The organism is Tsukamurella spumae, from assembly GCF_012396015.1.
Taxonomy (GTDB): Bacteria; Actinomycetota; Actinomycetes; order Mycobacteriales; family Mycobacteriaceae; genus Tsukamurella; species Tsukamurella spumae.
Map to the genome: position 1 here is coordinate 184383 of NZ_JAAXOQ010000002.1, position 12743 is coordinate 197125.

Here is a 12743-nt window from a genome sequence, read left to right on the forward strand (position 1 = left end):
TTCCTCACATCGCGAGGAGGACAGATGATCGAGGTGCGGAACCTCACCAAGACCTACGGGTCGGGAGCCACGGCCGTGTCGGTGCTGCGGGACGTGGGTTTCACTGTGGCGGCGGGCGAGATCTTCGCCGTGGTCGGTCCCAGTGGCTCCGGGAAGTCGACGCTCGCACAGTGCTTGAACCTGCTGGAGCGTCCGACGAGCGGCACCGTCGTGATCGGCGGGCAGGACCTGACGGCCCTGCCGGAGAGGGAGCTGCGGGCGGCCCGTCGCCGGATCGGCACCGTCTTCCAATCCTCGAGTCTGCTGCGCCGGCGCACCGCAGCGGAGAACGTGGCACTCCCGCTGGAGTACTTGGGCGTGACCAAGGGAGAGACGCGGGCGCGCGTCGCCGAGCTGCTCGACCGGGTGGGGCTGGCGGACAAGGCCGCCCACTACCCGCACCAGCTCTCCGGCGGCCAACGTCAGCGGGTGGGGATCGCCCGAGCGCTGGCGCTGCGGCCCAAGGTGCTGCTCTCCGACGAGGCCACGTCCGGCCTCGACCCCGATGCCACCGCTCAGTATCTCGATCTGGTCCGCGACGTGCGCGATGAGTTGGACCTCGCCGTCGTGCTGATCACCCACGAGATGGACACCATCGTCCGTGTCGCCGACAGCGCGGCCCGCCTCGACCACGGCGTTCTCGCAGAACACGGCGCCCTCGTCGACCTGCTGACGGACCCGGGATCGGTTCTGGGACGGACTCTGCGCTCCGCGGGCCCGGCGGCGACGGCACCGTCGGGCCAGACGAGGGTGCGCCTGACCTACGACACCGCGGTGCGGCCCGACTGGCTCAGCTCAGTGACGATCGGCACCGGTGCGGCGGTCGCGCTGCTGTCGGCCTCCGTGCAGGCGGTGGGAGGCGTGACCGTCGGCACGGTCACCATCGGCGTCGACGACGGTGACCTGGCTCGCGTCCTCGAGGCCGTTCGAGCCCTCGGGCTGCGTACCGACACCGCGGTGCCCGAGGCGGTGGCCGCATGACCTCGCTCGCGTCCGGGATCACGGTGCCGCTGGGTGAGATCCCCGATCTGGTGCTACCCGCACTGCGCGACACGGTGATCATGGTCGGCCTCGTCATGGTGATCGTCCTCGTCGTGGGCGTCCCGCTCGGCGCTCTCGTGCACAACCTCGCGCCCGGCGGACTGCTCGCGAGACCGGCTCTGCACCAGCCGCTCACGTGGGTGATCAGCATCGGGAGGTCGCTGCCCTTCCTGGTGCTCATGACGGCGATCATCCCGTTCACCCGGTTCCTCACGGGTACGAACATCGGTATCGCCGCGGCCGTGGTGCCCATGTCGATCGCCGGGATCGCCTTCTTCGCCCGGATCGTCGAGAACAGCCTGCGTGCCCTGCCGCCGGAAGTGGTCACCGTGGCCAAGGCCTCCGGCGGGTCGAACGCGCAGATCATCTGGGGTGCACAGATCCCCGAGGCGCTGCCCGGCATCGTCGGCGGACTGACGATCAACACCATCGCCATGATCGAGTACTCGACCATCGCCGGCACCATCGGCGCCGGCGGCCTCGGCTACGTCGCCGTGACGTACGGCTATCAGCGGTTCGACCACGGCGTCATGATCGCCACCATCGCCGTGCTCATCGTCGTGGTCACCTCCATCCAGCTCGCCGGTGACGCCCTGGTGCGGCACCTCTCCCCCGAACAGACCGTCTTCCGAAAGGCTCTCGCATGAGCGACACTGAAACCCCCACGCCCGCAGCCCCTCCGGCTGATGACCACGGATTCACCACTCGCGGCTCGCGTCGTCCGGTGATCATCGGTGCCGTGGTCCTGGTGGCCCTCGTCGTCGCCGGCTTCGTCGGCTGGCGCGTCTTCGGCGGCTCCGGGACGAACACCGCCAACGAGACCGCGGGCGCCACTCTGCTGGTCGCCACCACGGAGGGCAATGCCGCGGAACAGGCACTGATCGAGTTCGTCGCGAAGGACGTGGCTCCGAAGCACGGGATCACGATCGCCTTCAAGGGTCTCGCGGACTCCACGACCATCAACCGTGCCGTCAGCGAGGGCGAGGTGGCTGCGACCGTCTACCAGCACAAACTGTGGCTCGGTCAGGTCCTGCAGGCGAATCCCGACTTCCGTGAGGAGGCCGCCACGCCCGTGTTCCGGTGGGGCTTCGGCCTGTTCTCGGACAAGTACACCGATCCCAAGCAGTTGCCGCAGAACGCCAAGGTCTCGCTCTACTCGGATCCGGCGAACGAGGCGCAGGGGCTGTGGTTCCTGGAGCGCGCCGGGCTGATCACGCTCAAGCCCGAGGTCAACAAGTGGCAGGCGACCGTCAAGGACATCGCGACGAACCCGAAGAACCTGCAGTTCACCCTGCTCGATTTCGCCGCGCAGACCCGTGCACTGCCGGATCTCGACGCCGCCGTCGGGTACACGGAGTACTACCTCGCCGCGGGAGTGGGCATCGAGAAGGAGATCTTCGCACCGCCCGCCCCGGATGAGTTCGCCGGCCAGCTCACCATCGGCTCGAAGTGGAAGGACACCGAGAACATCAAGAATCTGGTGGCGGCCTTCAAGGACCCCGCGGTGCAGGAGTTCCTGCGCACGGATCCACGGGTGAAGAACATCCTGCTTCCGCTGTAGCGCGGGCTCCGGGGAGGTCCACCAGGGGCGTGATCGTCGTCATGCTTGCCCACTGATGTGATGCGCATTACACTGCAACACGGGTTTCATCGCAGGAAACCTGTTTTCCAGCAGTGGGAGTTCGGATGGGTCACAGTGTTCCGGCCATCGCCAATTCGGCGATCGTCATCGCGTACCTCGTCGCCATGCTCGCCTTCGGGTGGTGGGGCAAGAGCAGGACCAAGGACAGCGCTGACTACCTCGTCGCAGGTCGCAGGCTCGGGCCGCTCCTCTACACGGGAACGATGGCCGCGGTCATCCTCGGCGGGGCGTCCACGGTCGGCGGCGTGGGCCTGGGCTACAAGTTCGGGATATCGGGAGCATGGCTGGTCATCGCGATCGGCACCGGAGTATTCGTGCTCAGCGTGTTCTTCGCGGGCACGATCCAGCGGCTGCGGGTGTACACGGTCGCCCAGATGCTGACGCTGCGCTACGGCAACCGAGCCACGCAGTTCTCGAGCGTGATCATGCTCGCGTACACGCTGATGCTGTGCGCCACCTCGACGGGCGCGTACGCGACGATCTTCGTCGTGCTGTTCGGCTGGGACCGCTGGGTGGCCATCGTCATCGGCGGCATCATCGTGGTCGTCTACTCCACCGTCGGCGGGATGTGGTCGATCACCCTGGCCGACCAGGTGCAGTTCGTGATCAAGACCGTCGGCGTGTTCCTGCTCATGCTGCCCTTCTCGATGCACTCCGCCGGCGGACTCGGCGCGATGCGCGAGCGCCTCGACGCGTCCTTCTTCTCCTGGACCAGCATCGGGACGCAGACCATCATCACCTACTTCGTCGTCTACACCCTGGGAATCCTGATCGGCCAGGACATCTGGCAGCGCGTCTTCACGGCCCGCACTCCGCAGGTCGCCCGGTGGGGTGGCATCAGCGCCGGCGTGTACTGCGTGCTCTACGGCATCGCGGGCGCGATGATCGGAATGGCTGCGCGCGTGGCGCTCCCGGAGATCGACGTGGCGCGGCTCGGCAAGGACGCCGTGTACGCAGAGGTCGCGACGAACCTGCTGCCGATGATCCTCGGAGGCATCGTGCTCGCAGCGGCCGTGGCGGCGATGATGTCCACGTCCTCCGGCGCGCTGATCGCCGCCGCCACCGTCGCCCGCACCGATGTCTGGCCGCCGATCGCCCGCTGGCTCGGTCGCCGGTCCGACGGTGCCGCGACCCCCGGCGTTGCGGCGGGCACCGTCGACACCACCGCCGAGGACGACGTGGCGCAGGACCGGTACTGGGTCCTGGCGCTCGGGTTGTGCGTCGTCGGCATCGCGATCGTGGTCACCGATGTGGTGGCGGCACTGACGATCTCGTACGACATCCTCGTCGGCGGGCTGCTCGTGGCGATCCTGGGCGGAATGCTGTGGAAGCGCGGCACCGGCGTCGGTGCGACGTGGGCGATGGCGACCGGGAGTATCGCCACGCTCGGGACGATGGCGGTGATCGCCGTGCAGCGACGCGATTTCATGGAGGGCGTGCTCGCGAACGAGCCGATCTACTACGGGCTCGGGGTGTCCCTGGTCGTGTACGTCGTCGTCTCCCTGCTCACCCCGCCGACCGATCCCGCCGTCGCCGCGGCCTGGCGTGCCCGCCTGCAGGGTGAGCCCGACGGCACTCCCGTCGGAACGGAGGCCTGATGGGCACGCGCACCGGAGGCGACCTCGTCGTCGAAACCCTCAGTGCCCTCGGCGCGTCGACCGTCTTCGGCATTCCGGGGCAGCACGCCCTCGGGCTGTTCGATGCGCTCTCGCGCAGCTCCCTTCGCCTGGTCGGCTCCCGGGTCGAGAACAATGCCGCGTTCGCCGCGGACGGCTATGCGCGCGCCTCGGGCCGGGTGGGCGTGCTGTTGCTCTCCACCGGCCCCGGCGCCCTCACCTCGCTCGCCGGCCTGCAGGAGGCCCTGGCCACCGGGGTTCCGATGGTGGTGGTGTGCAGCCAGATCCCCCGTCCGGGCCTGGGAGAACGACACCGCGGAATGCTGCATCAACTGGACGATCAGAAGGCGGCCACGAGCAGTGTGACGCGGTCCCGCCGACTGGTTCAGCAGGCCTCGGCGATCCCCGCGGCGATCGCCGGCGCGTGGAGCGATGCGCTCGCCGCCCCGCAGGGCCCGGCCTGGGTCGAGATCCCGCAGGACGTCCTGCTCGGCTCCGCCGATCACGTCCCGCCCGTGGTGGGGCCGCTGTCCCCGGCGCGGACGGTCGCGGCACCGCGTCCGGAGGAGATCGCCGCGGCGGCGGCCCTGCTCGCCGGCGCCCGAAGGCCCGCAGTGATCGCCGGTGGCGGCGTGCGGCGTTCGGGTGCACAGGCCGAGCTCCGTGCGCTGGCGGAGATGCTGGGCGCCGCGGTCGTGTGCGCTCCGGGCGGCAAGGGCGCCTTCCCGTGGGACCACCCGCTCTCGCTCCAGTCCTGGGTGGAGGACGTCGCGGTGACGGAGGTGCTCGAAGACGCGGATGTGCTGCTCGCGGTGGGTACCTCGATCGGCGAGGTCACGTCGAACTACTACACCCTCGCGCCGCGCGGCCGGATCGTGCACATCGATGCGGAACCACGGGTGCTCGAGGCCAACCATCGGGCCCTCGGGATCGCCGCCGACGCGCGGGCCGCGCTCGGCGCGCTCCTGACCGAGCTCGAGCGCACCGTCGGGCCGCGGGGTGCCGCCCGAGATCCGGAGCGCGCCCCCGGAACCGAGGATCAGGTGGCGGCGACGCTGCGCACCGTGGAGGGCCGGTTGGCCTCCCAGGATCTCCAGCACGAGCGGAGCTTCCTGGACGCGCTTCGGGATGCCGTGCCGGATGCTGCACAGACCTTCTGGGACATGACGATCGCCGCGTACTGGGCCTGGAGCTGCTGGGACGCGCGCACCGGCGAGTTCCACTCCGCGCAGGGCGCGGGCGGCCTGGGGTTCGCCTTTCCCGCGGCGCTGGGAGCGGCCGCGTGGCACGCGGAGCGCGCCGCGGGCACGGACCCGGCGGACGCGGAGCGGGTCGTCGCGGTGGCCGGGGACGGCTCCTCGATGTACTCGATCGCGGAACTCGCGACCGCGGCGCAGCACAACCTCCCGGTGACCTGGCTCATCGTCGACGACGGCGGCTACGGGATCCTGCGCGAGTACATGACCGACGCCTTCGGGACCGCCACCGCGACCGAACTGGCCCGGCCCGACTTCGTCCGGCTGGCGGAGTCCTTCGGAGTCACGGCGGAACGGGTCGCGCCGGAGGAGGTCGGCGCGGCACTGCGTCGGGCGGCCGCGGCGCGCGGGCCGCGCGTCGTCGTCGTCGAGACGCTCCTGCGGATGTTCGCCCCCACCCACCTCGACCGCCCGAGCACGCTCCCGCCGCAGTGACCGCTCGCGGGTGGATTTGCCGAGGCCGAGCGGACGACAAGCGCGCTGTTCCTGCGCAGCAGGATCGGCACCGATCGGTGACGTCGACCAGCGTGGCCCGGGGCCACCGGATCACAGGCGCTTGAGGAGCGCCGCGGCCTGGGTGCGGACCTCGTCGTCGGGCCGCTACCGGACGGCGACGCTGTTGGCGGGATCCAGCATCGGGACGTCCAGGGCCGCAGCGGGAATGCCGAACGCGTCCACGAGGGTTTCGGCGATCGGACGGGCCTTGCCGCACAGCTCGTTGACGCCGCGGCGGATGGCCTTGGCACGCTCCACCGAGACGTGGCGGTGCATCAGGTACCAGCCGAGGTCGCGCTCGAGCAGCGAGTACACGTACAGGTTGCGCATCAGCTTGAGCGCGTCACGGGTCTGCCGGTCCTTGACGTCGGTGATCATGTCGACGAAGGACTCCAGCACGATCCGCTCGATGTGCGCGTCGCCCACCTTGATCAGGTGGTCCTGCGTCTCGGTGAACACCGCGAGCGGATCCTCGTCGGGATCCTTGGCGCGACGCATGCGGTCGGCCGCGGTGCGCAGCAGGTGGTTCTCCCGGTTCCGGAGCAGGCGCAGTTGGGTGCCGGGGTGGGTGAGCTCGCTCTCCTCGGTGTCCTCGTCCGAATCGTCGAGCAGGGTCTGCACCACCTGCCGGGCGGCCGTCTTCTCCAACACCACGTCCTTGGCCATGTTCGCCACGAACCGCACCCAGCCCACGGCGTCGAGGCCCTGGACGTCGGCGGCGTAGGCCGTGAGCTGCTCCTTCGCCACCAGCTGCGTGAGCACCAGGTTGTCGCCCTCGAAGGTGGTGAACACGTCGATGTCGCCGCGTAGCAGCGGAAGCCGGTTCTCCGACAGGTAACCGGCGCCGCCGCACGCCTCGCGGGCCGCGCTGATCGCGTCGGAGGCCAGGCGGGTGTGGCCGGCCTTGATCCCGGCCGCCTTGCCCTCGATCTCCCGTGCGTACGCGGGGTCCACCGCATCCGGATCGCCGGACTGCAGCTCGTGCAGTTCGGCGGTGAGTTCGTTCTGCGCGATCGCGAACGCGTAGGCCCGGGCCACGAGCGGGAGCAGGCGCCGCTGGTGCGTGCGGTAGTCGAGGAGCAGCAGCTCGCCCGCGCCGCCCGGCGCATCGAACTGGCGGCGCACCAGCGCGTACTTGGTGGCCAGCGTGATCCCGAGCCGGCCCGCCGCGCCCGCTGCCGCTCCCACCGTGACGCGCCCGCGGATCAACGTGCCGAGCATGGTGAAGAACCGCTTGCTGTCGGATTCGATGGGGCTGGAGTAGGTGCCGTCCTCGGCGACCTCGGCGTAGCGGTTCAGCAGCTCCGCCCGCGGGATACGCACATGATCGAAGACGATGCGGCCGTTGTCCACGCCGGGCAGGCCGCCCTTGTATCCGCAGTCGGAGGTGGTGACACCGGGCAGGTCGGCGCCGTTCTCATCGCGGATCGGCACCACGAAGCAGTGCACACCACGGCCCTTCGGCTCCTCGCCCGGGCCGCCCGTGATCAGTTGGGCGAACACCGACGCGTAGCGAGCGTGCGCGCCGGCGCCGCCGATGTAGTCCTTGCGAGCGCTGGACGTGGGGGAGTGGATCTCGAACTCGCCGGTCTCCGGGAGGTACGTGGCGGTGGTCTCCAGTTCCTGGACGTTGGAGCCGTGGCCCGTCTCCGTCATCGCGAAACACCCGAGCACGTCGAGCTCGATCAGGCCCTTGACGTACCGGTCGTGGTGGTACCGGGTGCCGAGGTTCTCGACGGCGCCGCCGAACAGGCCCCACTGCACACCCGCTTTGACCATGAGGGACAGATCGCCGTAGCCGAGCGTCTCGATCGCCGTGACGGCGGCGCCCACGTCGCCCGTGCCTCCGTGCTCGACGCGGAAGCCGTCGGCCGGGAAGCCCAGCGGCACCATGTCCTTCATCTGGCCCAGCATCAGCTCGCGGTACTCGTCCAGGCTCAGGCCGGTCTTGGGAACCACGTTCCCGTCCTCGATCTGGGCGCGCACGGTGTCCCTCGTCGCGGCCCACCGGCCGTCCAGGATGGCGCGCAGCGCTGCGGTCAGTTCGGGCGACGGTGCCGGATTCGTCATGATTCCGACCCTACCGGCCGGTAACGGTACTGGCGAGGACTCAGGCGAGAGGGCCGGTGCGGTCGCCGACCGGCAGCGCGGTCCCGGGCAGGCCGGAGGCGGCCCACGCGCGACGCTGCGTCGCATCCGGATCGTCCTCCACCCGGGACTGTGCGGCGATGATGCGCGTGCGGCGCGCGGCACCGTCGTACTGCGGCCAGTCGGAGAAGGGCCGCCCGGTGCGGGCGAACGCGATCCAGTCCCGCTGCACCTCGGTGGTCACGCGCGCTGCGGTGCGCCGATCGCCGAGCGCGAGGACCCGGCCCTTGCCCGCGAAGACACCGAACACCGCGAGCAGCTCGCTCGCGTGGCTCGCGCCGAGGCCCGCGGCGCGCAAGGCGGTCGGGACGTAGTCGTAGCGGTACATGAACGTGGGGGCGTGGGCGCTGTGCCCCTCGGCGATGGGGACCGACGGTGCCCAGAACTCGTGATCGCCGAACAGTCGCTGCCATGCCGCTTTTCCGGGGAACCCCGGGTACGCCATCCCGATCGCCGCGATCTGGTCGGGTGCGGCGTTCAGCGTCCGGGCCATCACGTCCACCGAGGGCTCGGCGAGCTGCCCGGAGCGCGTGAACATCGTGCCCTCATCGCGATTGGTGCCGATGATCAACGGCACCCGGGCGCCCCGTCCGGCGGCGATGGCGAGAGTCGGGTCCTCCGGGAGGAAGTCACCGTCGACGACGGGGCCGTACGGGACCACGCCCGGCTGCTCCTTCTCCAGCCTGCGCATCGTGTGGTGGCCGGCGCGGGAGACGAGCATCGCGTCGGTCCCCAGTTGTGCTGCGCCGCCGAGTAGTTCGAGGAAGAGTCGGCCGCGGGATCGGGCGGTCTGCAGGTCCGTCGTCAGCCCCGGGGCGGAGCTCTCGGCGATCGCGCGGTGGAACAGGCCGTGGGCGGCCGGAGTCGCCAGGAGTGTGGTGACGGCGTTGCCGCCGGCGCTCTCGCCGAACACCGTGACATTGTCGGGGTCGCCACCGAACGCGGCGATGTTGCGCTGCACCCATTCCAGTGCCGCGACCTGGTCGCGCAGGCCCAGGTTCCCGTCGATCGGGCGGCGCTCGGTGGAGAACTCCGTGAGGTCCAGGTAGCCGAGGGCGCCGAGGCGGTAGTTGATCGAGACGAACACCACGTCGCCGCGCTCGACGAGCGAGTTCCCGTAGTAGAGCGGCGTTCCCGAGCTCCCCATGAGGTAGGCGCCGCCGTGGATGAACACCATCACCGGGCGGGGCGTGGCCGACGGCTCCGCCGGGGCGACCACGTTGAGCGTCAGAGCGTCCTCATCGACCGGCTGGTACTTCCCGAGCCCCACGGGGGTGCTCTTCGGGTGCTGCACCGCGGCGTTGCGGAAGTCGTCCGCGTCCCGGACCCCGGACCACAACGGTGCCGGCTGCGGCGCCCGCCAGCGCAGCCCGCCCACGGGCGGCGCCGCGTAGGGGATGCCGCGCAACGCCAGCACCGCGCCCCGTGCCACGCCGCGCACGGCTCCCGACTCGGTCTCCACGACGGTGTTCACAATCCGAGTATGCCTGCGCGGTCGTGCGTGGGTCGGCCCGTTACCCCGTGAACCGCTCCCAGGCCCGACGGATCTCCGGGGACGGGTCGTAGACGATCCGGTTCCGGTCGTCGATCACGAGAGTGGCGCGGGAGGTGCCGTTGTAGGTGGGCCACTCGGTCGCGGGGCGCCCGGTGCGCGCGAAGGTGATCCAGTCGCGCTGCATCCCGTCGGAGACGCGCATGGCGGTGCGCCGGTCGCCGAGCACGCCGAGGACCCGCCCCGTCGTGCCGTGATAGACGCCGAACACCGCCATCAGCTCCGTCGCGTGCGTGGCGCCGTAGCCCAACAGATCCAGCGTCTTCGGGGAGAAGTCGTAGCGGTAGAAGTACGTGGGCGCGTGCCGCGCGTGGGCCTGCGCGATGCGCAACGACGGTGCCCAGAACATGTAGTCGCCGATGATCCGGTTGATCGCGGGGATACCGGGAAATCCGGGGTACGCGGCGGCCAGCGGATCGAACCGGTCCGGCTCGGCGCCGAGGGTGTGCGCGGCGCGTTCCGCGGTGGGCCTGCCCATCCCGGGCATCTTGGTGAACAGGGTGGCTTCGGAGCGGTTGGTGCCGATGATCAGCGGGACGTCGGCGCCCCGTCCGGCCGCGATCGCGAGCTCCGGATCCTCCGGGAGGAGGTCACTGTCGACCGTGGGTCCGTACGGGATGACCCCGAGCTGCTCCCGGTTGAGCTCGCCCATCAGGTGGTTCCCGGCCCGGCCCAGCTCCTCGGAGCTGCTGGTGTCGATCTTCTCCGGCCCGCCGATCAGCTCGACGAAGCGCTTGCCCCAGCCGCGGGCGGTGACGGCGTCGACGGTGAGCTCGGGCGCGGAGCTCTGCGCGATCGCGCGGTGGAACAGGCCGCGGGCGGCGGGCACCGCGAGCAACGTGGTCACGGCGTTGCCGCCGGCGCTCTCGCCGAAGATCGTGACATTGCCCGGGTCGCCGCCGAACGCGGCGATGTTGCGCGCGACCCATTCCAGAGCCGCGACCTGGTCGCGCAGGCCCAGGTTGCCGTCGATCGGGCGCTCGTCCGTCGAGAACTCCGTGAGATCCAGGTAGCCGAGTGCGCCGAGGCGGTAGTTGATCGAGACGAACACCACGTCGCCGCGCTCGACGAGCGAATTTCCGAGGTAGAGCGGCGTCGCGGAACTGCCCATGAGGTAGGCGCCGCCGTGGATGAACACCATCACCGGGCGCGGCGCGGTGGCCGGCCGCGCGGGGGCGAGCACGTTCAGCGTGAGGCAGTCCTCGCTGGTGGGCTGGTACTCCCGGAAGCCGACGAGCGTGTACTTCTTGTTCTGCGGCGCGGCCGCGCTGAACGCGGTGGCCTCGCGGGCCCCGTCCCACGGCTCGACCGGCTGCGGGGCCCGGTAGCGCAGGGGGCCGACGGGCGGCTGCGCGTAGGGGATGCCGCGGAAGGCGTGGACGGTGCCGCGGTCGAGCCCGGAGAGCTCGCCGGTATCGATCCGTACGCGCGGACCGTCGGTCATGGCTGTGTCCCCTCGTCGACTGCGGCGACCAGGGCCGCGATGTCGCGCTCGAAGGCACGGACGATCGGCCACGGGTCGGGTACCTGCTTCTTGCAGGCGATCACGCCGATGTTCAGTGTGCCCTCCTGGGAGAACACCGTCACATTGAGGCCCGCACCGTGGAACACGGGGCCCAGCGGGTACATCGAGTGGATCCGCGCGCCCAGGAAGTACAACGGGAAGTCCGGGCCGGGCACGTTGGAGATCACCAGGTTGTAGACCACGGGGTGCAGCTCGGGCAGGTTGTTCTCGCCGTACAGCTTCGCGCCCAGCGACATGATCGAGGCCGGAGCGAACTGCGCCCAGGAACGCAGCAGGTTGTCGTCGAGCTCGCCGTGGTGCTCCTTGCTCGTCGCGACCCGCTCGCGGATCGCCTCGAGCCGCTCGACGGGGCCCTCGACATCCGTGGTCATGCGGGTGAACATGCCGGTCACCTTGTTCGAGCCCTCGACCAGCGTCGCGCCGATCTCCGCCTCGTGCACCGACACCGGGATCATCGCGACCAGCGGCTGCTCGGGCAGCTCGCCGCGGTCGTGCAGGAACTCGCGCATCGCGCCGGAGCAGGCGGCGAGGACCACGTCGTTGATCTTCACGCCGAAGTGGTCCTTGACCCGCTTGACATCGCTGAGCGGTACCGAGGCGAAGGCGATCGAGCGGTGGCCCGTGATCGCGCTGTTCAGCGACGTGCGGGGCGCGCTGAACGGGGCGGGCATCGCGGCGCCGCGGCGCGCGCGGGTCCACCACTTGACCGGGACCGGCAGCGTGCGGGGGAGCAGCGAGACCAGCGACAGCGGACGCAGCAGCACGTTCTTCGCGCCGTCCGCGGCGAGGGCGAGGAGCGGCGCGCCGCCCGTGCTGCGGTCGACCATCGCGGGGTCCAGCGCCGGGGGCTCCGGGGTGAGCGAGCAGAGCTGCGCCATGAGGCCGGCGCCGGTCACGCCGTCGACGCCCGCGTGGTGCATGCGCATCATCACGGCGATCCTGCCGTCCGCGAGGCCCTCGATCACCCACATCTCCCAGAGGGGCTTGCTGCGGTCGAGGGCCTGGCCGGCGATGTGCGCGCAGAGATCGGCCAGCTCCTGCCGCCCGCCGGGCGCCGGGACCGCGATGCGGTGCACGTGCGCCTCGATGTCGAAGGACTCGTCCTCGACCCACACGGGGTGGTCAAGGTTGACCACCGAGTCGTGCAGCTTGCGCCGGAAAGCCGGCATGGCCGTGATCCGCCGGGCCAGCTCGCTGCGCAGGTCCTCGAAGCGGTAGCCGCCCTCGACGGTGCCCGGGTCCAGCTCGAGGATGCCGCTGACGTGCATGAGTTGGGAGCGCGATTCCAGGTACAGGAAGGAGGCGTCCAGTCCGCTGAGTCGTTCCATTGGTCGTGCCCCCAGTGCATCGGCGGTGATGTGCGGTGATGTGCGGCCCCGGTATGTGGAACCTGTTCCACTATAGGTCGTCGGCCGTGCTACCAGGCTCG

The 12743-nt window shown here is 70.4% G+C and carries 9 protein-coding genes; 5 read left to right on the forward strand and 4 right to left on the reverse strand.

What is annotated here, in order from left to right; all coding sequences use genetic code 11:
- Window positions 1–24 precede the first annotated feature (24 nt).
- The 5 genes from HF999_RS02390 (at window position 25) to HF999_RS02410 (ending at window position 6029) form a co-directional block, all read left to right on the forward strand.
- Window positions 25–1020 carry a methionine ABC transporter ATP-binding protein gene (locus HF999_RS02390; RefSeq protein WP_168544334.1) on the forward strand — a complete coding sequence of 332 codons (996 nt, stop codon included), beginning with the start codon at window positions 25–27 and terminating at the stop codon, window positions 1018–1020.
- Window positions 1017–1727: a methionine ABC transporter permease gene (locus tag HF999_RS02395; RefSeq protein WP_168544335.1), complete on the forward strand. Its 711-nt coding sequence runs from the start codon at window positions 1017–1019 to the stop codon at window positions 1725–1727. The genes HF999_RS02390 and HF999_RS02395 overlap by 4 nt, the downstream gene beginning before the upstream one ends.
- Window positions 1724–2641: a MetQ/NlpA family ABC transporter substrate-binding protein gene (locus HF999_RS02400; protein ID WP_168544336.1), complete on the forward strand. Its 918-nt coding sequence runs from the start codon at window positions 1724–1726 to the stop codon at window positions 2639–2641. The genes HF999_RS02395 and HF999_RS02400 overlap by 4 nt, the downstream gene beginning before the upstream one ends.
- Before the next feature lie 125 nt (window positions 2642–2766).
- Window positions 2767–4320 (forward strand): sodium:solute symporter family protein, encoded by a 1554-nt coding sequence (locus HF999_RS02405; protein ID WP_168544337.1) that lies wholly within the window; start codon window positions 2767–2769, stop codon window positions 4318–4320.
- A complete protein-coding gene (locus HF999_RS02410) occupies window positions 4320–6029 on the forward strand; it encodes a thiamine pyrophosphate-binding protein (protein ID WP_168544338.1) in 1710 nt (569 codons plus the stop codon). The genes HF999_RS02405 and HF999_RS02410 overlap by 1 nt, the downstream gene beginning before the upstream one ends.
- A 165-nt stretch (window positions 6030–6194) precedes the next feature.
- Here HF999_RS02410 and HF999_RS02415 read toward each other — a convergent pair whose 3' ends face one another.
- Genes HF999_RS02415 through HF999_RS02430 form a run of 4 tightly spaced genes read right to left on the reverse strand, consistent with a single transcriptional unit; the run spans window position 6195 to window position 12642 of the window.
- Entirely contained in the window at window positions 6195–8159 is a 1965-nt protein-coding gene (locus HF999_RS02415) for an acyl-CoA dehydrogenase family protein (RefSeq protein ID WP_168544339.1), read from the reverse strand.
- A gap of 40 nt (window positions 8160–8199) precedes the next feature.
- The gene (locus HF999_RS02420) at window positions 8200–9711 is read right to left on the reverse strand and encodes a carboxylesterase/lipase family protein (protein WP_312853988.1); all 1512 of its coding nucleotides are present in this window, start codon (window positions 9709–9711) and stop codon (window positions 8200–8202) included.
- 40 nt (window positions 9712–9751) lie between these two features.
- The gene (locus HF999_RS02425; RefSeq protein ID WP_168544340.1) at window positions 9752–11233 is read right to left on the reverse strand and encodes a carboxylesterase/lipase family protein; all 1482 of its coding nucleotides are present in this window, start codon (window positions 11231–11233) and stop codon (window positions 9752–9754) included.
- Window positions 11230–12642, reverse strand: coding sequence for a WS/DGAT/MGAT family O-acyltransferase (locus HF999_RS02430; protein ID WP_168544341.1), 1413 nt, complete (start codon window positions 12640–12642; stop codon window positions 11230–11232). Before HF999_RS02430 ends, HF999_RS02425 begins: the two co-directional genes overlap by 4 nt.
- Between the last annotated feature and the right edge of the window lie 101 nt (window positions 12643–12743).

What these genes read in the sequence shown, in the direction of transcription:
- HF999_RS02390 (WP_168544334.1), top strand. Translation starts at nt 25, where the DNA reads ATGATCGAGGTGCGGAACCTCACCAAGACCTACGGGTCGGGAGCCACG.
- HF999_RS02410 (WP_168544338.1), top strand. Translation starts at nt 4,320, where the DNA reads ATGGGCACGCGCACCGGAGGCGACCTCGTCGTCGAAACCCTCAGTGCC.
- HF999_RS02400 (WP_168544336.1), top strand. Translation starts at nt 1,724, where the DNA reads ATGAGCGACACTGAAACCCCCACGCCCGCAGCCCCTCCGGCTGATGAC.
- HF999_RS02395 (WP_168544335.1), top strand. Translation starts at nt 1,017, where the DNA reads ATGACCTCGCTCGCGTCCGGGATCACGGTGCCGCTGGGTGAGATCCCC.
- HF999_RS02405 (WP_168544337.1), top strand. Translation starts at nt 2,767, where the DNA reads ATGGGTCACAGTGTTCCGGCCATCGCCAATTCGGCGATCGTCATCGCG.
- HF999_RS02425 (WP_168544340.1), bottom strand. Translation starts at nt 11,233, where the DNA reads ATGACCGACGGTCCGCGCGTACGGATCGATACCGGCGAGCTCTCCGGG.
- HF999_RS02415 (WP_168544339.1), bottom strand. Translation starts at nt 8,159, where the DNA reads ATGACGAATCCGGCACCGTCGCCCGAACTGACCGCAGCGCTGCGCGCC.
- HF999_RS02430 (WP_168544341.1), bottom strand. Translation starts at nt 12,642, where the DNA reads ATGGAACGACTCAGCGGACTGGACGCCTCCTTCCTGTACCTGGAATCG.